The sequence below is a fragment of the Nostoc sp. DSM 114159 genome (genome assembly GCF_053470285.1).
This window is the reverse complement of sequence record NZ_JBPFEH010000001.1, coordinates 1,863,464-1,886,870: the sequence shown is the minus strand read 5'-3', so window position 1 is coordinate 1,886,870 and position 23,407 is coordinate 1,863,464. Positions and strand designations below refer to the sequence as shown.

The 23,407-nt window shown below is 41.4% G+C and carries 20 protein-coding genes; 9 read left to right on the top strand and 11 right to left on the bottom strand.

Translation table 11 applies throughout. The features are described from left to right. Positions 1 to 26 precede the first annotated feature (26 nt). From ACR5KR_RS07575 to ACR5KR_RS07565, 3 genes are all read right to left on the bottom strand, one after another. Positions 27 to 302 carry a hypothetical protein gene (locus ACR5KR_RS07575; RefSeq protein WP_448266038.1) on the bottom strand — a complete coding sequence of 92 codons (276 nt, stop codon included), beginning with the start codon at positions 300 to 302 and terminating at the stop codon, positions 27 to 29. Next, a complete protein-coding gene (locus ACR5KR_RS07570) occupies positions 292 to 807 on the bottom strand; it encodes a hypothetical protein (RefSeq protein WP_448266036.1) in 516 nt (171 codons plus the stop codon). Before ACR5KR_RS07570 ends, ACR5KR_RS07575 begins: the two co-directional genes overlap by 11 nt. 155 nt (positions 808 to 962) lie before the next feature. Next, positions 963 to 2,603 (bottom strand): adenylate/guanylate cyclase domain-containing protein, encoded by a 1,641-nt coding sequence (locus tag ACR5KR_RS07565; protein ID WP_448266034.1) that lies wholly within the window; start codon positions 2,601 to 2,603, stop codon positions 963 to 965. 535 nt (positions 2,604 to 3,138) lie between these two features. Between ACR5KR_RS07565 and infC the strand changes: the two genes are divergently transcribed. Continuing rightward, entirely contained in the window at positions 3,139 to 3,630 is a 492-nt protein-coding gene (gene infC, locus ACR5KR_RS07560; protein WP_448270124.1) for a translation initiation factor IF-3, read from the top strand. 157 nt (positions 3,631 to 3,787) lie between these two features. On the opposite strand, the gene ACR5KR_RS07555 is transcribed toward infC, so the two are convergent. Then, positions 3,788 to 4,402: a TetR/AcrR family transcriptional regulator gene (locus tag ACR5KR_RS07555; protein WP_445627087.1), complete on the bottom strand. Its 615-nt coding sequence runs from the start codon at positions 4,400 to 4,402 to the stop codon at positions 3,788 to 3,790. Positions 4,403 to 4,674: 272 nt separating this feature from the next. On the opposite strand from ACR5KR_RS07555, the gene ACR5KR_RS07550 reads away from it, so the two are divergent. The 3 genes from ACR5KR_RS07550 (at position 4,675) to ACR5KR_RS07540 (ending at position 8,199) form a co-directional block, all read left to right on the top strand. Beyond that, positions 4,675 to 5,985: an HlyD family efflux transporter periplasmic adaptor subunit gene (locus ACR5KR_RS07550; RefSeq protein ID WP_448266033.1), complete on the top strand. Its 1,311-nt coding sequence runs from the start codon at positions 4,675 to 4,677 to the stop codon at positions 5,983 to 5,985. 255 nt (positions 5,986 to 6,240) lie between these two features. Continuing rightward, positions 6,241 to 7,413, top strand: a complete 1,173-nt coding sequence (gene devC, locus ACR5KR_RS07545; RefSeq protein ID WP_448266031.1) for an ABC transporter permease DevC — start codon at positions 6,241 to 6,243, stop codon at positions 7,411 to 7,413. A gap of 81 nt (positions 7,414 to 7,494) precedes the next feature. Beyond that, positions 7,495 to 8,199, top strand: a complete 705-nt coding sequence (locus ACR5KR_RS07540; RefSeq protein WP_448266030.1) for a DevA family ABC transporter ATP-binding protein — start codon at positions 7,495 to 7,497, stop codon at positions 8,197 to 8,199. Between the two features lie 77 nt (positions 8,200 to 8,276). On the opposite strand, the gene ACR5KR_RS07535 is transcribed toward ACR5KR_RS07540, so the two are convergent. From ACR5KR_RS07535 to ACR5KR_RS07510, 6 genes are all read right to left on the bottom strand, one after another. Beyond that, entirely contained in the window at positions 8,277 to 9,197 is a 921-nt protein-coding gene (locus ACR5KR_RS07535; RefSeq protein WP_448266029.1) for a hypothetical protein, read from the bottom strand. A 120-nt stretch (positions 9,198 to 9,317) separates the two neighbouring features. Continuing rightward, complete coding sequence (locus ACR5KR_RS07530) at positions 9,318 to 9,926, bottom strand: hypothetical protein (protein WP_448266028.1); 609 nt, start codon at positions 9,924 to 9,926, stop codon at positions 9,318 to 9,320. A gap of 31 nt (positions 9,927 to 9,957) precedes the next feature. After that, positions 9,958 to 10,908: a nuclease A inhibitor family protein gene (locus tag ACR5KR_RS07525; RefSeq protein WP_448266027.1), complete on the bottom strand. Its 951-nt coding sequence runs from the start codon at positions 10,906 to 10,908 to the stop codon at positions 9,958 to 9,960. A gap of 66 nt (positions 10,909 to 10,974) precedes the next feature. Beyond that, positions 10,975 to 11,595 (bottom strand): hypothetical protein, encoded by a 621-nt coding sequence (locus tag ACR5KR_RS07520; protein WP_448266025.1) that lies wholly within the window; start codon positions 11,593 to 11,595, stop codon positions 10,975 to 10,977. Between the two features lie 165 nt (positions 11,596 to 11,760). Further along, entirely contained in the window at positions 11,761 to 15,900 is a 4,140-nt protein-coding gene (locus ACR5KR_RS07515; RefSeq protein ID WP_448266024.1) for a hypothetical protein, read from the bottom strand. A 625-nt stretch (positions 15,901 to 16,525) separates the two neighbouring features. Next, positions 16,526 to 16,669, bottom strand: a complete 144-nt coding sequence (locus tag ACR5KR_RS07510; protein WP_448266023.1) for a hypothetical protein — start codon at positions 16,667 to 16,669, stop codon at positions 16,526 to 16,528. A gap of 52 nt (positions 16,670 to 16,721) precedes the next feature. Between ACR5KR_RS07510 and ACR5KR_RS07505 the strand changes: the two genes are divergently transcribed. From ACR5KR_RS07505 to ACR5KR_RS07485, 5 genes are all read left to right on the top strand, one after another. Next, positions 16,722 to 17,768 carry an ABC exporter membrane fusion protein gene (locus tag ACR5KR_RS07505; RefSeq protein ID WP_448266021.1) on the top strand — a complete coding sequence of 349 codons (1,047 nt, stop codon included), beginning with the start codon at positions 16,722 to 16,724 and terminating at the stop codon, positions 17,766 to 17,768. Positions 17,769 to 18,062: 294 nt separating this feature from the next. Then, positions 18,063 to 19,235 (top strand): ABC transporter permease DevC, encoded by a 1,173-nt coding sequence (devC, locus tag ACR5KR_RS07500; protein WP_448270123.1) that lies wholly within the window; start codon positions 18,063 to 18,065, stop codon positions 19,233 to 19,235. Positions 19,236 to 19,323: 88 nt separating this feature from the next. Next, positions 19,324 to 20,022 carry a DevA family ABC transporter ATP-binding protein gene (locus ACR5KR_RS07495; protein WP_448266020.1) on the top strand — a complete coding sequence of 233 codons (699 nt, stop codon included), beginning with the start codon at positions 19,324 to 19,326 and terminating at the stop codon, positions 20,020 to 20,022. A gap of 525 nt (positions 20,023 to 20,547) precedes the next feature. Next, positions 20,548 to 21,483: a M23 family metallopeptidase gene (locus tag ACR5KR_RS07490; protein ID WP_445627097.1), complete on the top strand. Its 936-nt coding sequence runs from the start codon at positions 20,548 to 20,550 to the stop codon at positions 21,481 to 21,483. 121 nt (positions 21,484 to 21,604) lie between these two features. Continuing rightward, entirely contained in the window at positions 21,605 to 22,144 is a 540-nt protein-coding gene (locus ACR5KR_RS07485; protein WP_190909652.1) for a late competence development ComFB family protein, read from the top strand. Positions 22,145 to 22,248: 104 nt separating this feature from the next. Here the strand turns inward: ACR5KR_RS07485 and ACR5KR_RS07480 are convergent, their stop codons facing one another. Then, the gene (locus tag ACR5KR_RS07480; protein WP_445627098.1) at positions 22,249 to 23,268 is read right to left on the bottom strand and encodes a L,D-transpeptidase family protein; all 1,020 of its coding nucleotides are present in this window, start codon (positions 23,266 to 23,268) and stop codon (positions 22,249 to 22,251) included. Between the last annotated feature and the right edge of the window lie 139 nt (positions 23,269 to 23,407).

The window sequence follows — 23,407 nt, the reverse complement described above, 5'->3', positions numbered from 1 at the left end:
AATTATCATAAATAAATTTAGTTGTTCTAAGCCATTTTTACCTTTTGCCTTGTTCGGTTCGGTACAGAATCTAGATTCCAATGCCCAATGCCCCATCTAATATTAGTTTGCAGCAACAACCCTACTTGTAAATCTTTCGCTTTGACCCAGCCATATCCTGGTATCCAGAAAGAATGTTCGCCTGTAGTCGAAATAACCTCTCTATCCACATACAAGTTAACTAAAGCAGTAGTTTCACGCACAAACGTATTCAACACTTGACATGCTTCAATCTCCCTGAGTGTAAGTTCTCTAACAATCACAATTCCAGATTTTTGGAAGATTTGTATTGCAGACTACACACAAGAATAAATCATCTTTGACTATGTTTAATTGACGACATACAGGGCAGCGACGAAAAATAAACTCAGTAGTAAAATTACCAGGATGAGGAAGTGGAATTTGTTCAAGTGCCTTTTCAACTTGAGACCACGATTCTGGCTCTGGACAATATCCGGTTGATTGGTTTGTAATTTCAACTACTTCAAAAGTCTGCTTTTTGTAAGAAAAAAACATCTCTCCAGCTGAAAGTATAGATTTACCACCTGCACAAGCTATATGCTCAGAGTGGCGGTCTGCAAGACAAATGTAGCCTTCAGAGTCAACTACAAAAGTTGCTGCAATCAGTCCCCAAGTGTTTGGCTTCTGCATAGTTTTATTTATCCAGTTTTTCAAATCTTTTACTGATTTAATGCGAACTCCAACTGGACAATCAGTAACAGAAAGCCGGATATTCTCACTACCTATATATTCAAATAATCTTGTCATTTTCAAACCTCTGAAAACAATAATAATTAAAAATGAGCTAAAGGTAGATTATGCATAAAATAAACTTTATCCTTGATGCTGATACCAATTTTATCTAAAATTGCATAAAAACAATCTTTATCTAGTAATCCAAGCCGCGTAATATCCAACTTGGGTTAATAACTAATAATTGTTGGCACTGGTTGCAATTTTGTCTGATAAACCTTAACTAATCGCTCAATACCTTTGAAACGATAATCTCCCATTTCCTCAAAGTCTGAAGGTTCTGAAAGCATTTTATGGGTGGCTTCACTAATCACGCATTCACTAGGCGGACAAACTGCTTCCATCCGAGCAGCAAGATTAATTGTTGCGCCTAATGCCGTATAATCTACCCTTTGGGAACTACCGACATCTCCCACCACTGCTTTACCGCTATTAATTGCAATCCGTAATTGCAGGGGTTCGAGCCAAAAACCATTGGCATTCAAATGTTCGAGACGAGTGAGCATTCCCTTGGCAGCAGTAACAGCGCGATCGGCATGATCTGCTTGCGGTTCTGGAGCGCCAAAAAATGCCATAATACAATCGCCAATATATTTATCTAAAGTGCCGCCGCAACTAAACACTTCTTTTAGCATTTCTTCAAATAAATTATTTAATAGTTGAGCGATCGCTGTTGGTGTTAATCTTTCAGAAATTGCCGTAAAGCCAACTAAATCAGCAAACAAAATGCTGATTTCGCTCTCGGCGGGAGCTAAACGACCACCCGGTAATCCGCCTACAGAGATCAACTGCTGTACAACTGCTGGAGAATGATAGCGTTCTAGTCGGTGACGAATCATCTCTTCAGTTTTGAGTTTTTCTACTAATAACCAACGCTGTACGCTAGAAGCTACAAGATTTGCTAAAGCTGAGAAAAAACTCAATTCTTCTTCACCTTCATTTGCCCAATGGTAAGAAGAAAAATTGGCATCGGCATACAGTACGCCCACAACTTTATTTTCATCCCATAAAGGCACTGCCATCGCGCTACGAATGCCTTTGACCAAAATACTCTGTTCGCTAGCAAACCTTTCATCCTGATGAGTATCACCAGTTTGAATGACGACTTTTTCTTCAAATACCTTTTGACAGATACTACGACTAATCCAACTACCATCAGAAGGAAGATTTTTCTGTTGGGAAACATTTCTAGTGGCAGCATTCATTAATTCCAAATGACCGCCACCATTGACATCAATTAATAATGCCAAGCGATCGATACTATCAAGATAACGAAAAACTACTTGCTGCACCTGAGAAAAAATCTCTTCTATAGATGCGGCTGCACAAAGATTTTTTGCTATGTCGACTAAATCTTTGAGACGGGCAATAGTTTTGTCCTTATTATTGATGTTGCCATCTTTGCTATCAGCTGCAATCCATTGCTGTTGTAATTGTTCAACATTATGAAGGATTGTTCTTTGCTCATTAATGTCCGAAATTCCGGAATACTCAGGTGTAGGTTGAGAAACAGGGGTTGTGAGCAGCACTACCAGGCTAACATTGCCCAGCCAAACGATATCACCGTGATGTAACTCTTGGGGATAGTTAACTAGATATTTATTGACTTGCGTCCCGTTTTTGCTGCCCAGATCCTCAATAGTCCACACACCGTCAGCCGTTTTTACCAGGCGAGCATGGTTGCGGGATACTCCACCAAAAGGTAAGTACAAGTTACATTCCGGCAAACGACCAATTGTAAATACATCTTGGTCAACTGCGATCGTGGTTTCGGTATCTCCCTCTTGTAGGCGTAGCGTCAGTTCAGTCATGAGTGTGATAGATCCATCGAAGCTAGAGGTCAAGCAACTCTAAGGTAAGTTATACCCTACAGATTAACCTTCACCTTTTGTTTATGACACTGTTAACTGCATTCCGACAACTGTATATGACAGAGATTACATTGAATCTTTTCCAGAATCCGTGAAAAATCAATCTATTGAACAGCTAATGAATGTTAGCGATCGCGTTTAGTAGAACGGCGCATCTGGATTAGTGTGGGTTCCGTGTACCCTTGTTCGGTAACAGCACGGATAATTTCATTGGACAAGCCGAGATCGGAAAAAGACATAAGATTCCAAAAATAACATCAGCCTGTCGCCAATGATGGCGTCAGTCTTAGGCGGAGGGATAAAAATCATTGAAAAGCTGTATGGGCAGTACGCAAAGACTCAGAGCGAGTGCCGCAGTCCCTCATTCTATCAGATTGCCGTCTATTGTGTTGTTTAAAGTTGCTCTGATTCAGTGTTGTGTTAAATTGGCATTACCTGCTTGTAAAGCAAAGTATTGAACTAATGGGAGAAATTCATTATCGCAATCCAAAAGCAACTGATTAATTCACAAATCAAATCACCTAGCGTCTTCTTGATTGACCATGAGAATAACAATCGTGGTCTGATCGACACCAATGAGGCGTTACAGCTAGCTGAAAGCTTAGAGCTTGACTTAGTTGTAGTCTCCCAAGGTAAAGACGCTCCAATCGCCAAGATTCTCAACTATGGCAAGCTTCAGTATCAAAAGAAAAAACGTCAGAGCCAAAGTGCTAGACCCACAGTAAAAGAAGTTCGATTCGGTCTAAACGTGGGTGTGGCTGATTATAATTTACGCATCGAACAAGCAAGTCAGTGGTTGAGTAAAGGCGATTCTGTCAAATTTGCCATTCGTTTACGAGGCCGAGAACATCAATATCGTGACAAAGCAGGAGAGATGCTAGACCGAATTGCAAACGATCTTAGTAAAGTAGGTAAAATCCAGTCGCTGGATAAACGTGCCCTAGTTATTCAAGTCATTCCTGCCTAGTTATCTAGCGATCGCTAGAGGATGTATTTGTGGCAGCTTGTAAGGGACGAAAAAAGCCTAACATAGTACTGTAGCTTCTATGGAAAAAACAGTCAATTACTCAAGGTGAATTTGAATTTCCGACCAAACAAGCGCCACGCGCCAGGATATAACCCAATCAATCGGCGCATTTAGTGATTAGGTGTGTCAAAGCATCAATCAGGCGATCGCTTTCCATTGGTATAATATCCTGTCCATGCATCACATTTTGAGTAATATGAAAATGCACTAATGCTCCTAAAAGAATTCTCGCTGTCGCCTCTGGGTCAGGTATCTTTAATTCTGGAGCCGCCAAGTAGTGAGTGAGAGTTTCGGCTACTGGCTTAATCATCACCCGAATACAAATTTGAGCTAACTCAGGAAAACGCCCAGATTCCCCGATTAAGACTCGCATAAATGCACTATGTTCTTTGTCGTTAAGCATCTGATCTAATGCTTTGGTTGCTACCTGGTGCAGTATGACAGCTGGTTCTCCCTCAATTGGTTCTGTGCCAAAAATAGAGCTGTTCTTTTTGCTTGTAAGTTGCTCTAACAGTACTTTAAAAAGTCCTTCTTTATCTTGAAAGTGGCTGTAGACTGTCGCTTTAGAAACACCAGCTGCTACCGCTACCCGATCCATGCTCGTACCAGCATAGCCATGTTGAAGGAATTCTTGCATTGCCCCTTGCAGAATTTGCTCTACTTTATCAACGGAATTATCTCGATCTACTTCGTCAGTTTTGATGCGTACCATTTATTAACTATCCTCTCTTATCAACAATATTAATAGATGCAGTAAAATGCCCCAGTACAAAATGGCGAAAATAAATATACCCTTCGTTGAAGGGGGCAGGGAGCAGGGAGCAGGGGGCAGGGGGTAGGAATAGCATTTCGCTGCATAATGCCTTTGCAAATTGATTGACAAGTTTAGTTATATCCTATTGACTAAACTAGTCCGTTTAGTTTAGCATAAATTGAACTGGACAGTTTAGTACAAGTTGCTACTGGTGGTAAGGGGGGAATAGCATGAGGGAAAACAGGAATGCAGAGAGTTTAGGGTCTTCTCAGAATCTTGTGCGATCGCCTGTTCTACTTGCAATAATTGCATCTCTAGCAATAGGTGGAATCAGTGTTTATGCGGTGATGAAGCTTCAGGCTACAGCTAATGAGAAGCAAAAAGCCCCAGTAGCAGTTCAGCCCGTGGTAAAAACAGTCACAGCATTAGGACGGTTGGAACCCAAGGGAGAGGTAATAAAACTGTCAGCGCCTTCTTCAAATGGTGAAGGAAATCGAGTAGAGCAACTATTGGTGAAAGAAGGCGATGGCGTCAAAGTTGGGCAGGTAGTTGCGATTATGGACAACCGCGATCGCCTGCAAGCTACTTTGGGTGAAGCACAAAAACAAGTTCAAGTTGCCAAAACCCGCCTTAACCAGGTAAAAGCTGGAGCCAAACAGGGAGAAATTGGAGCGCGTCAAGCTACGGTAAATCGCGTGCAAGTAGAACTACAAGGAAATATTAAAACTCAGCAAGCCACAATTAATCGTCTAGAAGCAGAACTCCTTGGGCAACAACGCAGCTTGCAAGCAACAGTGGCTCGCGTAGCAGCCGAGAAACGTAATGCTCAAGCTGACGTGCAGCGCTACGAAACTTTATACAAAGCAGGAGCAATTTCTAGCCAGGAAGTTGATAGCAGACGCTTAAACGCCGAAACTTCCACTCAAGCATTAATTGAAAGCCAAGCCACTCAGACAAGAACTGTCGCAACCCTACAACAGCAACTTAACGAAGCCAAAGCCAACCAGCAACAAACCCTCGCCAGCTTGCAACAGCAGATTAAGGAAGCAAAAGCTAACTTGAATCAAACTGCTGAAGTCCGTCCCACAGATATAGCAAATGCACAAGCAGAGGTAGACAGCGCTCAAGCCACCGTAGAGAAAATTAGAGCAGAACTAGCACAGGCATACGTTGTGGCTCCTAAAGCCGGTCGAATATTGGAGATTAATACGCGAGCCGGAGAAACTGTTGGCAATGAAGGAATTGTGGCTCTAGGCCAAACCGACCAGATGTATGCAGTAGTAGAAGTCTACCAAAGTGATATCAAAAAAGTTCGTCCAGGACAGGATGTGCGAGTAAGCAGTGATTCTCTACGCAATGAATTAGAGGGAAGAGTCGATTGGATTGGTATGCAGGTAAAGCGGCAAAATCTAATCAACGCCGATCCCTCTAGCAATATTGATGCCAGAGTAGTGGAAGTCCATGTGCAACTGAATAAACTATCTAGCCAAAATGCTTCTAGCTTCACTAATTTGCAAGTCAAGGCGGTAATTGAATTGTGAAATTTGTCATTTGTCATTTGTACTGAGCGTAGTCGAAGTATTTGTCACTTGTACTGAGTTTCGACTGCGCGGTAATCGAGCGAAGTCGAGATTCAACTACCGCGAAGCCGTTGGCGTGGTCACTGAGCGTAGTCGAAGTGCAGCCTCTCCAAGAGTTGTATTTGTCATTTGTCAGTAGTTATTCTCCTCTGCTCCCCCGGTTACTGAGCGCAGTCGAAGTATGCTCCCTCATCTCCCCACTCCCCACTCCCTATTATGAAATTAATCGAACAACTGCGGCGGCGAACGCCTTTAGGATGGCTGCAACTGAGTCATGAAAAAGGTCGTCTTTTGGTGGCATTGTCAGGTATTGCCTTTGCCGATGTTCTAATGTTCATGCAGCTAGGGTTTCAGAATGCCCTGTTTGAAAGTAACACAATGCTGCATCGGAGTATGCAGGCTGATATGTTTGTCATCAGCCCCCAAGCACGTAACCTAGCATATATGTCTAGCTTTACGCGGCGGCGATTGTATCAAGTAATGGATGTACCAGGTGTAAAGTCGGCAGAAGGAATGTATGTCAACATTGTTGATTGGAAAAATCCCCAAACACATCAGAAGACGACAATATTAGTTATGGGGTTCAATCCCGATCGGCAAATGTTGAACTTAGCAGATGTGAATCGCCAGATAGATGCTATTAAGCTACCAGATACCGTTCTGTTCGATCGCGCCTCTAGAGGAGATTATAATGAAGCGATCGCCAAAATTGAACAAGGTAAAACTGTCACAACTGAAATAGAAAGGCGGACAATTACCGTTAGCGGCTTATTTTCAGTCGGGGCTTCCTTCATAGCCGATGGTACTTTAATTACCAGCGATCAGAACTTTCTGCGACTATTTCCCAGACAAGAAGCAAGCAGTGTCAGTCTCGGTTTAGTGCAGCTGCAACCAGGCTATGACCCAAAACAGATGAAAGCAGCTTTAGAATCTCATTTAGATAAGGATGTTAAAGTTTTAACCAAAGCAGAATTTCTTGAATTTGAAATAAATTACTGGAAAACAAATACAGCGATCGGGTTTATATTCAGCCTGGGTGTAGCAATGGGGTTTTTGGTGGGCGTGATTATCGTCTATCAAGTTCTTTCTACAGATGTGAATTCCCATATCAAAGAATACGCCACTTTCAAAGCAATGGGATATAACAATCTCTACTTATTAAGTGTGGTGTTTGAAGAGGCGATAATTTTGGCAGTTTTGGGCTTTATTCCTGGAGCGATCGCACCTTTAGGACTTTATCATTTAACTCGTAATGCCACCAATTTGCCAGTTTACATGACTGTAGCACGGGCCTTGACGGTATTAACGCTGACGATGATTATGTGTGTAATTTCTGGTGCGATCGCCACCCGTAAATTACAGTCTGCTGACCCCGCAGATATGTTTTAAAATTAGTCCTTTGTCATTAGTCATTTGTCATTTGTTACTCAAAAGGATAAATGACAATCATCACGAGTAATCAAGCTATTTATGACTAGCAAACCCGTCATCTCTGTTAAAAATCTCGACCACTATTTTGGTCATGGTCAACTTCGCAAGCAAGTTCTCTTTGATATCAACCTAGATATTAATGCTGGCGAAATTATTATTATGACTGGGCCTTCTGGTTCTGGGAAAACTACACTTCTCACCTTAGTCGGCGGCTTGCGTTCTGCCCAATCTGGCAGTTTGCAGATATTAGAACAAGAACTGTGTGGCGCGAACAAAGCACAACTTACCCAAGCGCGACGTAGTAACGGTTATATTTTCCAAGCGCACAACTTGCATGGTAGCCTAACAGCACTCCAGAACGTCAGAATGGGCTTGGAAGTGCATAAGAATATTTCGTTAGCAGAAATGAAAACCCGGTCAGCCCAAATGTTAGAGGAGGTAGGATTAGGAGAGCGCCTGAATTATTATCCTGATGATTTATCTGGGGGACAAAAACAAAGAGTTGCGATCGCTCGTGCATTGGTCGGTCGTCCTAAAATTGTCTTAGCAGATGAACCCACCGCCGCCCTTGACAGTAAATCGGGACGAGATGTGGTCAACTTGATGCAAACACTAGCTAAGGAACAAGATTGTACCATTCTCTTAGTTACTCATGACAACCGCATTTTAGATATTGCCGATCGCATCGTCTACATGGAAGATGGCAAGTTAGTAAATGACCGTGCTGTTGTTGCAGCATCTTAAGCAGATTCTTTTTGAGCAATTCTCACAAATCAAATTTGTGAAGTAAAGAGATTTTGGAACGGTTTTTGCTACTCTTTCTAAGGATTGTATTCAAATTCGCCTTGCGATCGCACCCCTATCCAATCTCCTGCTGGGGTTTGTCCGACTTCGTAGGTATAGCCAACATCCCAAAAACTGATAGTGTAACAAGTGCGATGAGCTAAACACTGGTTCATAAACTGGCTGAGTTTACGGCTATTGTAGCCATCATCAGCATATTCAACTGTTCGCTTCTCCAAAAAAACCATAGTTGCTGCTTGTAATGCGAGTTGAATTGCTGTTATTTTAGTTTTGGCTAATGCACCCACAATTTGATGTTGGTAAGTGTAGTTGTATCCGCCGTGGTAGTAGCCGTAGTTGGTAATTGGGGTGAGATTATTAAGCAGAATTTGAACTTCAGTTATCAGAGTTTGAGTTGGTTGGTTGGGTAATTCTTCAGAAACAATTTGTGTTTTGGGGTGATTGCGATCGCGGCGATTATAGTTTAGTTGATCGGGGACAGTAGGGGCAAGGCAAAACCAGTGGCGATCGCTAGTTTCACCAACCACAATGGAAACGGAAAAATATGGATGTTCCCACTCAAAGCTTTGATGTGCTGCTTTGGGAACTGATAAATTATATGCTTGGATATTTTGTAGATGATTTTTAATTAACTGCTGGAGTTGTTGATAGTAGCTAAGGCGTTCATTAGCAATACTTTCGTTCCAAGTATTGTCCTTGCGTTTAGAACGCAACGGGGCGTATTCATAATCAGAAGCTTCCTGATTAGTAGGAGTTCCCCATTCTTCAATTTTTTGCCAATGTTTAAAAGCAAGTTCTATGTCGGTTAGATGAACAAAACCTTCGGAAATCATTAAATTCCAAATATTAAACTCCCCTTGGATTGCATTCTCCCATACAAACAAATCTGAGCATAGCAGTTCTAGTGTAGCAAGAAGTTGTTCTGTTTCGACTTTCATTTTTGATATTAATAAATCTAGGGATTGTAAACAAATTCACTTTTTAAATATAGTCCAACCCAATCTCCAGGGTTACTTTGGCCTATTATGTATATATGCTCTTGAGTAAACAAACTAAACCTATACAAAAGAAATTATGCCTAGTTCTGAGGTTATTGCTTCAATTTGTGAAATTAAATTTAGTGTGCTTTCTCCGAATAATTGACTAGAGGTTAATTGAGATAGAGGAGAACGATAAATTAACTCTTGCGGAATTGTTGTTTCTTTATAAACAGTTGGACAAATACAAATCCAAGTTCCGTCTCCTGTTCTACCAATTACTAACCCTGGTAAAATAACACCTTTGCTACAAGAATAAGGCATCGAGTTAAAAGAGTCTAAATCTTGTAAAAAAGATTCTAAACCTTGTAAATTTATATGTAACAATTGTAACAAATATTCAAATGTATTTTTCCTTAGATTTTCCTCTTCAACACCTAAATAAAAGTCATAAAACGATTTAGCATATTCCATTTCTTGCCAACTTCTGATTCGCTTATCTACATCTGTAAGCTGTAGCCAACCATTAGCCAAACAGAGATTGATAATATTAAATTCTCCTTGTTCAGATACGTCCCAAACAAATGGAACAATAGTACCACCATCTTCATGACCTGGTAAATCAATAGTTAAGTCAGGCTCAACAATAACTTGTAGAGTTCCAAAAATGCGTTCTGTTTCAGAGTGCATAATTTATCTTCTTGAGATGTTGTATGTAAAATTAAGGATTGTAATCAAAATCACTTTCTATATAAATGCCTGTTACATCTCCAGCATTGGTTTGGCCAATGACATATATACATTCACGATTCCAAAAACTACATCTAATCATTCTTAAATCGGAAAGATTTTGTGTCAAAAATTGATTTATTTTTTGATACCTGGGGTAAAAATTAACCATTTCATCTTTGTCCCATCTCCAAGATAAAGCTTCTGGGCTAAACTCATGAAATCTAGCAATATCAAGCATTCCTGCTTGATGTAGAGCTATTAACAGAGCTTTTTCTTTAGAGTTTGCTATCCCTGTGACTAAATAATGATTGAATCTATAATCATAACCACCACCGTAATAACCATAAATACTAATAGGTTGTAATTGATTGATGATTTGCTGAAATTCATCTTTCAATTTAGCGGTATTGCTATCCAAAGACAACTGCATTGTTAAATCAGGTACATTAGAGCATTTTATTTCTCCTTCTAATCTTGTCTCTCTAGCAACAGTTTGAGAAAAACAAAACCAATTATTTTCTTGGTTTTGCCCTAACACAACATAAAATGAATAAGCAGGAATTTGACTGAATTTAAAAACTTCTATATTGTAGATATTTTTTTGGATGGTATCAGCCAATGTCTGATATATCTTTGCTCTTTCATCAGCTAATTCAGAACTGATAATATCTTCATCTTCATAGTCGCTAGTATCATCATCTGGATTTAAATAACCGCGACGTTCTAATGCTTGCCAACTTTTAACAGCAACATCAATATCCGTTAGAGTTATCCATCCTCGATCGTATCCAAGATTAAGTAAACTAAAATCGCCTTTTTGAGTTACATCCCAAACGAAAGGTTCTAAACAGGAATTTTCATTATTTGGTAAATGGAAATTGAGGTATTGCTCAGTTAGAATTTCGAGAGTAGCTAAGATTTTTTCGGTTTCAAAATTCATACAATTAGCTCTAATTCATTTTAAGGTTGATACTTGAGCAAATTATTTTTTTATTTACGATGATTATCATAACGATGCTTCTAACAAAGCAGATTGAAATGGTTGCAACAGAATACCGAGGATTTTATCAACATCATTGATGTAGTATTCAACTATGTCAATGTATGCTGTTAGTCCTTCCAACATTAAAAATCGCCAGTTAGTTCCACTAGTGACAACTCCATAGATTGTCTTAACTTCTTGTTGAGTATTTTGATTGAATACTTGAGCAGCTATCATAGTGGCAATACATTGTCCTAAACCACCTTTGATATTTTCATTTTTCGCCTCAACAATTGTAAGCACAGGCGCTTGAATATAAAACTGTTCTTCAGAACCGCAGAGAATGAAATCACAAAATCCATTCAATCCTTTACTACTATCTACATCAAAATCTGTTCCAGAAAACAGTGATATTTGATAATTTAACTGCCGTCTAACTTCAGTAAGAACTGGCATAATTAGTAATTCTGAACGCGCTTTTTCAGTGTTGATGGCAGTTGCTAGTTGAGTATATTCTTCTAAGAGCGTTGTTAAGGTGGCAGAAGGTTGAATAGGCGACACATCTTTGAATAGATTGCGCTTTTCATCAATTACAAGTTGAAATGTTTCTCGAACTTTGGCAAGTGTGAAATCACTGTATGCCATCTGCAACATCCTCAATTATTTACAAGTTATACCAATTCTCTAAAATCCAGCAACAAATTCAAACTCTAAAACCCCCACTAAATCTGACGAATATTAATTACGAATTACGAACTTGTACTGAGCGACTTGCCCTGAGCGTAGTCGAAGGGAGCCGAAGTATACGAATTACGAATTAGTATTAACTCTAGCGGCTGCGCGGACAATCCGGTTGCTATCTTCAGCAAGTTGCTGGCGTAAAACGCTTGGAGTTCCAGAATTATCAGCAACAGCGTAGCGTTCCAGCCAGGATGCAGATTGCGCTGCTTGAGTCAGCACTTCATGGGGAGTTAGGGGATGAAGCAGTGTCACGAACCGTACAAAGGCATTTTCTGAACTTGCGTATTCTGCAAGTATGCTTACTAAATCATCAGTGCTGGGGTTGTAGAGGCGGCTGAGTCCGCGCAAGGTGGGACTGGTTTGGCGGGTGGTGGGTTGTACAATCAAATCGCGGAGGCTTTCGCGAATGGGTGCAGGGGTGTTGGGATTTTGAGCAACTGCGCGGCGGACTTCGACTTTTTCATCGTTTGCCAGTTGTGTCAGCACAGTTGCAGGAAGATCGGAATTAGAGGCGGTAGCTGTACGAACAAATGCGTCCTCATCTCGTGCTAATTGTTCTAAAACATTAACAGGCGAGTTGGTATTAGCAGCAACCTTTGCACGAACATCGTTATCTAAATCCCTCGCTAAGATTTCGAGAATATTTACAGGAGTATTCGAGTAAGCAGCAATTACCTGACGTACACTAACGTCTGTATGGTTGGCAAGTTGTAGCCAAATCTCAGGAGTGATGTTGGGATGATTAACGATCGCACTACAAACATTAGGATTGGGATTTTGAGCAAGTTGTGTCAGAAATTCGGCAGCAAGGCTTTGATTACGCGCTAAGTTAATTAACACTGACTCATTTGATACAGCCATTAACCGTTCTACAATTGCTTGCGGAAGATTTGCTTGAGTAGCTATTCTCTGATAAACCTGTTGCAGGTTACTCTGCATCAGCAGTTCTAACAGATTGAGAGGAAGTTCACGGCGAGCGCTAATTGCGTAACTGATTTGTTGGTAGTCTTGGTTATTGGGATCTGTAAATCTCAATAGCAGTCGTTCTAGGAGTTCGGTTGGAGTATCAGCACGTCGAGCGATCGCCCAGAGAACGGGGCTATACTCATCAGTTATCAGTTCTTCCAAAACCGAGATAGGTGTATTGGGGTTTTCAGCGACATTAGAGCGAGTAATTGCATCACCAGCTTTGGCTAGTTGTTCTAAAGCGCTGGCGGGAGTATTTCGATGTTTAGCCACTTTACTTACATATTTATCTATTTCGCGGGGTCTTTGTCGAGCAATTTTAGCTAACAAACTAGCAGGAGCATTAGGATTTTCTGCAAAAGCATCATAGAATAGCTCTCTATATCGGTCAGCAATAACTTGATTAAGCCCTGCTAGTGCATGACGTGGTGCATCTGGAGGAGGTGATATATCAAATGTCTCTAATACAGCAGGAAGTGTGTTGGGATTTCTAGCTACAGAAAACCTAACATCTGCATTTGCATCTTGTGCAAGTTGTTCTAAAACAGAAGAAGGTGTGTTTGAATTTTTAGCTACTTTAATTCTGACATCTGCATTTGCATCTTGTGCAAGTTGTTCAAGGAGAGTTTGAGAAGACTGGAGATTTTCTGCAACTGTTACTCGTACATCTTTATTTTCATCTCTAGCAAGCCGTTCGAGAAGTACTACAGGAACTTCTTCTTTACGAGAGCGATTTGTACTACGATTACGCAACATATAAGCTAGACTCAAACGTACCTTATCGCTTGTATCTTGTGTGAGTTCAATTAAGATATTTAATGGTAGATTGGAATTGCCAATTACAGCTTTACGCACAGTTTCATCTGCATCTTTTGCTAGTTGTTCCAGCACAGCAATCGGGGTTTTGTTGCTGTGCGCTGCTGTTATGCGGGCTTTTTGGTCGCCTTTTTCTAGAACCTGCGCCAAAGCATAAGGACTATCAGTGCGACGCGCCATTAATTGATTAGCGTTGGCAATTTCTTGAGCTTCTTCTTTGCCAAGTAGCAACCGATAACGTTCCAAAACAGGGAAGTTGGGATTAGCAATAACTATGTCAAACATAGTTTCTTTACTATAAACTGTTTTTTCAACTTCTTCATGTAAAAACCGCATTAATAAATCAGTAGGAGTCTTGGGATTTTCTGCCAACCTTCTCCATAAATACTCTTTGCGTTCATCTGCAATTCTTCTGAGAAGATACTCAGGCGTAGCCGGATTTTTGGCTAATTTATCGCGTAAGTTGTTGCTTGTCGCAATCAGTTGTTGTAAATATTCATTACGCTCTGGTTCAGGTACACTTGGATTAAGAGCTAGTGCCATACGAAGGTCGGTATCCTCTAAATAGCGGCCAAATTCGTCAGGACTTTTTTGACATTGTTGCCACAATCGCTCTCGTAAAATTGCTGGTGTAGATGGATTACCTAATAATGCTGCCACAACTTCTAAATTGCTGCGATCGCTGTTGTAAGAGCTATTTAATAAATGCAGCAGCCCGTCTAGCATTTGATAATTTGCTGCTAATCTAGCATCACTAGGCACTGATTTTTTTCCTGGGCGATCGCGTCTTTCTGCTGTAAATTTACCTTCCCATTTGATTGATGATTTTTTGCTAGCTAAGTATGCGAGTGTTTGTCGTTCTGATTCATTAAGAGAGTCGATTAAATCATCCCATTCTTTTAAAATAGAATTGCGAAATTCTTCACCCTGTTGCAGCCAAAAAATAATTAATTCTGGTGACTGATGATTATCGATAAATGTTTTGATCCGGTTAAGCAGCGATGGTGTTGCATCAGGGGCAATTTGGTGTAACATCTCCATCATGGTATTGAGGGAAGATGATGCACCCGCTAGCTTGTACAAAATTGCAATGGGAGTTTGTGGATTGCTTGCAAGTTGATGCCGAATATCTACCTTTGCTCCTACTGACAATTGTTGTAATAGCAAATCTCGCAAGGCTTCAGGTGTTTGGGAATTTTGAGCAACAGCTAGCTGTATATATGGATTAGGATATTGTGTCAAATGTTGTAAAATTTCCACTGAAGCTTGAGGATGTTTGGCAATATTAGCTAAAAATCTTGTCTCATCTTGAAGCCATGTTTCTAAACTTTTGATAATCGGTGAAGAATTACTTTTAGTAAGTATCTCTGCTCTCAACGCTTCTAAATCAACATTCGCTAACTCAGCTAAAATCCTAGTTGGTGTATTTGGCTGTTTTATAAATAAATACAGATGTTCAGAATTTTTCCAAACTGGTTTATCTGCCGCCTCTTCATTAAAAAATCTTTCTAAAATACTAGTTGGTAAATTTTCCCTTCTTTTCAAAAGCTGCTGTTGAGTTGGGAACAGCTGATGCAATATCTCTTCTGTTGCATTTCTATGTTCTGCTACAGTTACTTGTATCGCTTTATCTTGATGTTCTGCTAGCACAGCCAAAACATCTGCCGATGTTTCTGGATTCTTCGCCACCGCTAACTGAATTTTGTACACCGCATCCCCAGCCAACTGCATCAGCGTCTCTGCTGGCGCTGAGGGATTTTGCGCCACAGCCAACCGCACCCACGCCCAGCGACTCTGCCCCAGCATCGCTAATTGTTCGCTATCGGTATTCCAGTCAGATGCAACGGCATACTGTCCTTCCACCAGTTCAATTAATGGTGGTGGACAACTGGGATTAAATTTCACCGCCAACCGGACTGGTAATTCTAAATCACCCGCTAACTGTTCCAACACTGCTGACGGCGTTTCTGGCGACTCTGCTACCTGTAACCTTGGTTCTAAAGTTGGTTCCTGTGACAGTCGTTGTAATAATTGCAACCGATAACGCAACGGCATTTGGGGATTTCGCAACCCTTGAATTAGTCGCTCAGATGGAACCCATTCGCTGAGAAAGCAAGGAGGTACAGGCCCGATTTTGAGAAGTTCTACCGCCAATCGGTCGTTTTGCCCTAGCTGACGCTGTTGCAGGATTTCATCAACTGCTTGCTGCCAGCCGTCTGTTATTTCTCCTGCAAAGTTTACGTGTAAACTTGCTGCTTCTGCTACCTGCTCATCAGGACTATTAACTAGAATCTCTAAAAGACTACGCGGTGTTTGATGGAAACTAGCAACGGCTAATTGCAACGCTACTGACTGTTGCAATAACTCCTCTGGTGCTGACAAAAATCTTTGCAAATCCGATCCGCTAACTGGTTGAAGAGGTTGCATGGCTGTACAACTAAAGTTGTTAGTACATTTATACTATATCAAGGAATACGTCAAAACTATTGTGATTTTGTATCCCTATCTTTATAATTCCCAATAGCAAACAAACTTAATACAGTAATCCTATTTGATTTGTGACAATTGCAAGCTACAGGTGTCTCAATGCGGTTTGGTTAATGTTTCGTTTTAACCTTTGAATGGAATTACAGGGATTCTTGTGCTTTATGAGGTACAAAAATCCTAGCCTGCAAGTGAAGAGGAGAATATGATGTACCTAATACGATTAGTAAACGCTATTATCATCAAAATTTGATATAAATTTCCACCGCTCTTAATCACACCAAATATTTTTTTTATTTACTTAATTTGATTATGATTGTTGGCGCTGTTACAACCCGTAAATTTAAAACCGTTTACTATACCTGAGTACTTTCATAAAATAAAAGTAGTTTGCTAAAAACATAAACCTCTAATTCGCTAGAGATAATCGTTGTTATCCTAGCCAGATAAATCACTTTATCTAAGTAAAATCTCAACAATTTCCAAATTATTTTATGGACTTGGAAGTGATAAATCAACAATCACTGACTCAAGAAGTAGGAATTAGCAAACAAGTACGGAGAAAAGCCTAATCTATTCTTTTTTCTGCGCCACTAGTTAAGAGGTAATCTATGGTGCGAAACTCAAAGCTAGGGTACAGAACGTTCCCTAAGTCTATTCTGCGCCCATCCGTTGCTATAGGTATAACTATATCTTTATTGGTTGGCGGCATAAGTTTTTATATAGTAAAACGTGGGCAAAATTATGCCAATCAAGAGGCACAAGTGCCAGCAACACAATTGCCACAGTTAAAAACGGTAACAGCTTTAGGGCGACTCGAACCACAGGGAAAGGTAATTAAACTCTCTGCTGCGGTGTCTGCGGAAGGAAGTCGGGTAGAAAAGTTGTTGGTAAAGGAAGGGGATAGGGTAAAGGCGGGACAAGCGATCGCAATTTTAAACAGTCGCGATCGCCTCCAAGCAGCATTCAAAGAGGCGCAAGAACAAGTAAAAGTAGCCCAGGCAAACCTAAACCGCACCCAAGCAGGTGCTAAACGCGGTGAAATTGTTGCCCAAAAAGCTGCGATCGCTCGTCTAGAAGCCGAACGCCAAGGTGATATTAATGCCCAAGCCGCGACAATTGAGCGATTCCAAGCCGAAGTGCGTAATGCCCAAGCAGAAGACGAACGTTATCAACAACTATATCAACAAGGCGCAATTTCCGCCTCTCAAAGAGATAGTAAGCGTTTAAACTTGGAAACCGCCCAAAAAAGCTTGCAAGAAGCCCAAGCACAATTAAATCGTACCCAATCAACTAGTCAGCAACAAGTTAAACAAGCTACAGCAACACTTGATGAAATTGCCGAAGTGCGCGGAGTGGATGTAGAATCAGCCCAAGCAGAAGTCAATCGTGCCATAGCAGCCATGAATCTAGCAAAAGTTAATCTTGAACAGGCTGTAGTGCGATCGCCCCAAAATGGACAGGTATTTGAGATCCATACCCATCCTGGAGAATTAGTATCAAATGATGGCATTGCAGATATTGGACAAACCAGCCAGATGTATGTCATCGCCGAAGTCTACGAAAGCGATATCGGCAAAGTACATTCAGGGCAGCAAGTACAAATCTTTGGTGATAACCTCCCGATTGAATTGCAGGGAATCGTAGATCGCAAAGGCTTGCAAGTGCGACGACAGAATGTCATTAACACAGATCCCGTCAGCAATATCGACAACAGAGTAGTAGAAGTCCACATCCGACTAGATGAAACTTCCAGCCAAAAAGCCGCCACCTTAACCAATATGCAAGTTAAGGCAGTAATTGAATTGTGAAATTAGTCATTAGTCATTAGTCATTAGTCACTTGTACTGAGTTTCGACTGCGCGGTAATCGAGCGAAGTCGAGATTCAACTACCGCGAAGCCGTTGGCGCAGCCTCTCCAAGAGTTGTATTTGTCATTTGTCAGTAGTTATTCTTCTCTGCTCCTCGGTCACTGAGCGTTGGTCATTGAGCGTAGCCGAAATGAGTCTAAGTGCTGCTCCCCTGCTCCCCCGGTTACTGAGCGCAGTCGAAGTATGCTCCCCTGCCTCCCCTGCTCCCCTGCCCCCTACTCCCTACTTCTTATGATGGGATTGCTCAAACAACTGCGACGGCGAACCCCTCTAGGATGGCTGCAACTGAATCATGAAAAAAGCCGTCTTTTCGTAGCATTATCAGGCATTGCCTTTGCGGATCTTCTCATGTTCATGCAGCTAGGTTTTCAAACTGCGCTGTATGACAGTAACACAAGACTACATCGCAGTTTGCAAGCAGACATTGTTTTAACCAGTCCCCAAGCCCGTAACTTAGCAAGCTTGTCTATATTTTCTCGGCGGCGACTTTACCAAGCAATGGATATACCAGGGGTGAAGTCGGCAGAACCGATGTATTTCAACAATACAATCTGGAAGAATCCCCAAACACACCGTGAGACTGGAGTGTTAGTTATCGGCTTTAACCCAGACAAGCCAGCTTTTGACTTACCCGATGTTAACCAGCAATTACAAGCGATCAAAATGCCGGATACCGTCTTGTTCGATCGCGGTGCAAGAGGAGATTATCAAAAAGCGATCGCTCAAATTGATCGAGGTAAAACCCTGACTACTGAAATAGAACGGCGCACAATTACCATTAGTGGCTTATTCCAAGTCGGGGCTTCCTTTGGCTTTGATGGCAACCTGATTACCAGCGATCAAAACTTTTTGCGGCTATTTTCTGGGCGACAGTCCAGCAGTGTCAGTCTAGGTTTGATTCTTCTGAAACCAGGCTATGAACCGAAAAAAGTAGCAGCAATGCTCAAAGTCTACCTCAAAGATGATGTCAGAGTATTCACCCACGCCGAATTTATTGAATTTGAGAACAATTTCTGGAGAACAAATTCCCCAATTGGGTTTATTTTCAGCCTGGGTGTATCGATGGGGTTTGTGGTAGGCACGATCATCGTCTATCAAGTCCTCTCTAACGATGTTAATGCCCACGTTCGAGAATACGCCACCTTCAAAGCAATGGGATATCGCAATTACTACCTACTAGGTGTGGTGCTTGAAGAATCGTTGATCTTAGCAGCATTGGGCTTCTTCCCCGGATTAGGAGTGTCCTTAGTGCTTTATCAACTGACTCGCAGTGCGACAAATTTGCCCATGTACATGACCGCGATTCGGACATTACAGGTATTAGTACTGACCATCATTATGTGTACAATTTCCGGTGCGATCGCTACCCGCAAACTCCAAGCCACCGATCCCGCTGATATGTTTTAAATTTGTCATTCTTCATTGGTCATTGGTCATTTGCAAAGGACAAAGGACAAATGACCAATGACGATCGTCACGAGTAATCGATCTATTTATGACTAGTCAATCCATCATCTCCATTCAGAATCTCGACCACCACTTTGGTCACAGCTCACTCCGCAAGCAAGTTTTATATAATATCAACTTAGAGATTAATGCTGGCGAAATTATTATCATGACTGGGCCTTCTGGTTCTGGAAAGACTACCTTACTGACCTTAGTGGGTGGATTGCGTTCTGCCCAATCTGGTAGTTTGCAGGTGTTGGGACGAGAACTTTGTGGTGCTAGTGCTGAAGAACTAGTAAAAGCACGACGCCATAACGGTTATATTTTCCAAGGACATAACTTGCATGGTAGTTTAACGGCACTTCAAAACGTCAAAATGGCTTTAGAATTGCACAAACATCTTGGGTTAAAAAAGATGCGAGCTAGGTCAGCCCAAATGTTAGAGCAAGTAGGATTGCGAAATCATTTGCATTACTATCCCGATCGACTGTCTGGGGGACAAAAACAACGAGTAGCGATCGCTCGTGCTTTAGTCAGTCATCCTCAAATAATTCTCGCGGATGAACCCACCGCCGCCCTTGACAGTCAGTCAGGACGAGATGTAGTCAATCTCATGCAAAAACTGGCGAAAGAACAAGGCTGTACCATCTTGATGGTTACTCATGACAACCGCATCCTAGACATTGCCGATCGCATAGTTCAGATGGAAGATGGCAGACTCAAGTCAAAAGTAATACTATCAGCCTAAAGTTAATTCGCGTATTCCATCATTTAGAGTTGATTTATAAAGTAAATCTGAAGTGTGGCGTGGCAGACTCACATTTTTGCCTTAATATCATAGTCTTTTGGCAACTAAAGCGCTATTCTCAGTAAGTTTTAAAATAATATTTCCGAATGGTATGTATATAGTTTAATTTATCTTCACTGACTTACTCGCCTAGTTTAAGTAATTTCCCCATACCAATTTCAACCTAAGAATGTGATATTAGTGTCCAGTTGAAAAAGTGTCCAGTTGATTCCGAGATTTCCTTCAAGTATTATTTATGTAATCACAGTTAAATTTTATGCTCATTGCCAATGTCATACACCTTGGTTATTAGAGTCAAGACCAATTTCCTAAAATTACAGATAAAATGATTCGCCCTTGCAATCCATAAATACCTGAAGAATTTCCGAAAATTTATGGTTGTCAACAACATCGGCTTCAAACAGGAAATACTAGCGATAATAAGCTAATCTATTTTCCAATACAAGCAAGGGTTTTTGTAATTCTATGATTATTGAGAATAGCGCTAGTAGTTCAAACAAAAAGTTGCTTGGTTTTGATGTCAAAATTTTGACAGCCAATTGCCGTGCAAAAAATGTGTTAAAGGGAATATTTGCTGTTCTCCCGATCGCCTTGGCATTACCTGTAGATGCTTTGCAAGTAAAGGTGATTCCAACTAATCCTAAATTAGGGGATACACTCTCGGTGGAGATTAATCTAAATAATCCAGAGAATGGTAAAAATCCAACAGTAGCCACTGGTAAAAATACATACCCAGCCTTTGAAATTGCACCCAATCAGTATCGGGCTTTTGTTCCCACAACTCCATTAGAAAAAGCTGGAACTAGAACACTTCGGGTTGCGGGGGATGGGCAAGTGCAAAACTTAGCAGTGAATGTGCTTAATCGCAAATTCCCCGTACAACGTATTACTTTGCCACCTGGTAAAGCTGGAGTGGATGCCACAGAGTATGAACTCAAGCGTGTGGCAGCTTTGAAAGCGCTACAAACACCAGAAAAGTATTGGAATGGAGTATTCCTGAAGCCAAATGCAGGGCGGATGAGTACAAACTATGGTGTACGTCGCTACTATAATGGTACATTTGCAAAAGACTACTATCATCGTGGTCTTGACTACGCTGGTGCTGCCGGTTCACCGGTAATTGCCCCAGCCGCTGGGCGAGTTGCTTTGGTAGGTAGGGTATCCCAAGGGTTTCGGATACACGGTAACGTAGTTGGCATTGACCACGGTCAAGGAGTAACCAGTATTTTCATGCACCTGAGTCGTATTAACGTTAAAGAAGGTGATTTTGTGAAAGCTGGTCAACTAATTGGTGCAGTAGGTTCAACAGGTGCAGCCACGGGACCACATTTACACTGGGGTCTGTATGTCAACGGACAATCTGTCGATCCAACACCTTGGCGAACTAAGGTCGTTAACTAGTAGAGGCAGAATCGATCGTGTCTTTGCATAATTTGTGTATTTTTTGCTGAGAATTAGGCAAAATAAATTGGATTGATACCGTCCCTACCAAGCTTTGCCAACATAAATGATGATAAGCGTTATGAGTATCGAAAAAATTGTAGAACAAGCTCTCCAGGATGGTTATTTGACACCAGCAATGGAAGCAGAAGTCGGTAGAATCTGTGATAACGCCTCAGAACTCTCAATTGAAGAGTATATGGCGTTGGATCGGCTGATGGGTGCGCTATTGACTGGTGAGGTAGTGGCGGTACCTCGCAAACAATTTATTAACGTTATGGAAGAATTGGTGCTGACGGAAGCGATCGCCCGAGTCGCAGAAATTGAAGCTACCAGCGAAAGTTCTTTAGATGTCGGGGATATTGCTGCCTACGCTCTCAATCGGCTACCACCTTTGTATGCTACTACAGAAGAGGGTGCTAACTTCCAGCGCCAAACGGCTCAGGCACAACTGCAAGACTTAATTTCTCAACAAATAAGTGAGGCAATTAACCGTTACCTCGATCGACCCAATTTCTTCCCAGAACGTCAAGCTTTGGGTAAAAATACTGGCAATGAGGTTGTACGCCAAGTTAGTGCTTTACTCCAAACTTATGCACCTAACTTTGAGCAAAAATTATAATTTTAAGAGTCATTAGTCATTAGTCATTGGTCATTAGTCATTAGTCATTGGTCATTTGTTTTAGACAAAGGACAAAGGACAAAGGACTAATGACTTTTAACTAATTAATCACGTACTAACACTTTTGTCCCTATACTCACTTGTTCATATAACAATCGGACATCAGAATTTCGCATTCTTAAGCAGCCGTGGGATACAGCCGTTCCTACCAGGTCAACATCCGGCGTGCCATGAAAGCCAATTTCATTGCGTCCATCTGACCAAAAACCAATCCATCTATCTCCCAAAGGACTATCCGTACCAGCCTGAAATACTTTGCCAGTAATCGGGTGACGCCAGATTGGATAGTGTCGCATGTGGATCACCTGGAAAGAACCTGTAGGCGTTTCCCAACCTTTCTTACCAACAGCAATGGGATAGCTGGCGATCACCTCGTCTCCTGCATATACATAAGTGCGGCGATCGCTTAAATCAACCACCACTTGCGTCTTGACATTTGCCAGCCTACTAGATGGTACTTGTTGGGCTGAAGCCTGAGACCACAGACCTTTTGGCCAACTATCTGCAATTGGATTTTGTCTTTCTACTTTCGCCACCACCTGCGTCTGAGTTGGTAGGTCACTTGCTTTAGCTACATTATTCTTAATAATTTGGGGCTTAGTTTGTGGCTGAATGGTAGCAGGCTTGAGTTTAGAAGCCTTAGGAATAGTTGCTTTCGCTAGATTCTTCTTAATTATTTGCGACTTATTAATAGTAGAAGCCCTACGAGTAGTTGTTTTAGTTAGATTCTTCTTAATTATTTTTGATTTAGTTTTAGGTTTAATAGCAGAGGACTTTGGTGTAAACGTCCTCTGGGCAGTCGAGCCTTGGGTAACTTTATCAGGTGGCACAGATCCACCCAGCGCAATTTCCCCCAAACTCACTTGGGAAAGATTCTTGTAGACTCCCTCTGTCCGGCTTCCCTTAAGATTGGTTCGGGTAGAATCTTGCCGCATCGAAGTAGATGCAGACTTCTCATATTGCCGTTCCGCCGTACTAATGCGCCAATGGACAGCTAAGGATAAAAATGCTGTGCCAAAACAAAGCAGCATTACCATACGCCCTACAGATTCGTTTCTTACCATTGCCATCGCCTATTGTTTATCCCTGACATATCCAGCCGAGCAATTGGATGAGTTCATCATCCGATTATCAAAAATTTATCAATACTTATCATTTCCGCTGTAAATCTGCCAACACCTCTGGGCAAACTAAGACTATATA

What these genes read in the sequence shown, in the direction of transcription:
- ACR5KR_RS07565 (WP_448266034.1), bottom strand. Translation starts at nt 2,603, where the DNA reads ATGACTGAACTGACGCTACGCCTACAAGAGGGAGATACCGAAACCACG.
- ACR5KR_RS07480 (WP_445627098.1), bottom strand. Translation starts at nt 23,268, where the DNA reads ATGGTAAGAAACGAATCTGTAGGGCGTATGGTAATGCTGCTTTGTTTT.
- devC (WP_448270123.1), top strand. Translation starts at nt 18,063, where the DNA reads ATGGGATTGCTCAAACAACTGCGACGGCGAACCCCTCTAGGATGGCTG.
- ACR5KR_RS07495 (WP_448266020.1), top strand. Translation starts at nt 19,324, where the DNA reads ATGACTAGTCAATCCATCATCTCCATTCAGAATCTCGACCACCACTTT.
- ACR5KR_RS07535 (WP_448266029.1), bottom strand. Translation starts at nt 9,197, where the DNA reads ATGAAAGTCGAAACAGAACAACTTCTTGCTACACTAGAACTGCTATGC.
- ACR5KR_RS07485 (WP_190909652.1), top strand. Translation starts at nt 21,605, where the DNA reads ATGAGTATCGAAAAAATTGTAGAACAAGCTCTCCAGGATGGTTATTTG.
- ACR5KR_RS07510 (WP_448266023.1), bottom strand. Translation starts at nt 16,669, where the DNA reads ATGCCGCCAACCAATAAAGATATAGTTATACCTATAGCAACGGATGGG.
- ACR5KR_RS07555 (WP_445627087.1), bottom strand. Translation starts at nt 4,402, where the DNA reads ATGGTACGCATCAAAACTGACGAAGTAGATCGAGATAATTCCGTTGAT.
- ACR5KR_RS07550 (WP_448266033.1), top strand. Translation starts at nt 4,675, where the DNA reads ATGAGGGAAAACAGGAATGCAGAGAGTTTAGGGTCTTCTCAGAATCTT.
- devC (WP_448266031.1), top strand. Translation starts at nt 6,241, where the DNA reads ATGAAATTAATCGAACAACTGCGGCGGCGAACGCCTTTAGGATGGCTG.
- ACR5KR_RS07520 (WP_448266025.1), bottom strand. Translation starts at nt 11,595, where the DNA reads ATGGCATACAGTGATTTCACACTTGCCAAAGTTCGAGAAACATTTCAA.
- ACR5KR_RS07570 (WP_448266036.1), bottom strand. Translation starts at nt 807, where the DNA reads ATGACAAGATTATTTGAATATATAGGTAGTGAGAATATCCGGCTTTCT.
- ACR5KR_RS07530 (WP_448266028.1), bottom strand. Translation starts at nt 9,926, where the DNA reads ATGCACTCTGAAACAGAACGCATTTTTGGAACTCTACAAGTTATTGTT.
- ACR5KR_RS07540 (WP_448266030.1), top strand. Translation starts at nt 7,495, where the DNA reads ATGACTAGCAAACCCGTCATCTCTGTTAAAAATCTCGACCACTATTTT.
- ACR5KR_RS07525 (WP_448266027.1), bottom strand. Translation starts at nt 10,908, where the DNA reads ATGAATTTTGAAACCGAAAAAATCTTAGCTACTCTCGAAATTCTAACT.
- ACR5KR_RS07490 (WP_445627097.1), top strand. Translation starts at nt 20,548, where the DNA reads ATGATTATTGAGAATAGCGCTAGTAGTTCAAACAAAAAGTTGCTTGGT.
- ACR5KR_RS07515 (WP_448266024.1), bottom strand. Translation starts at nt 15,900, where the DNA reads ATGCAACCTCTTCAACCAGTTAGCGGATCGGATTTGCAAAGATTTTTG.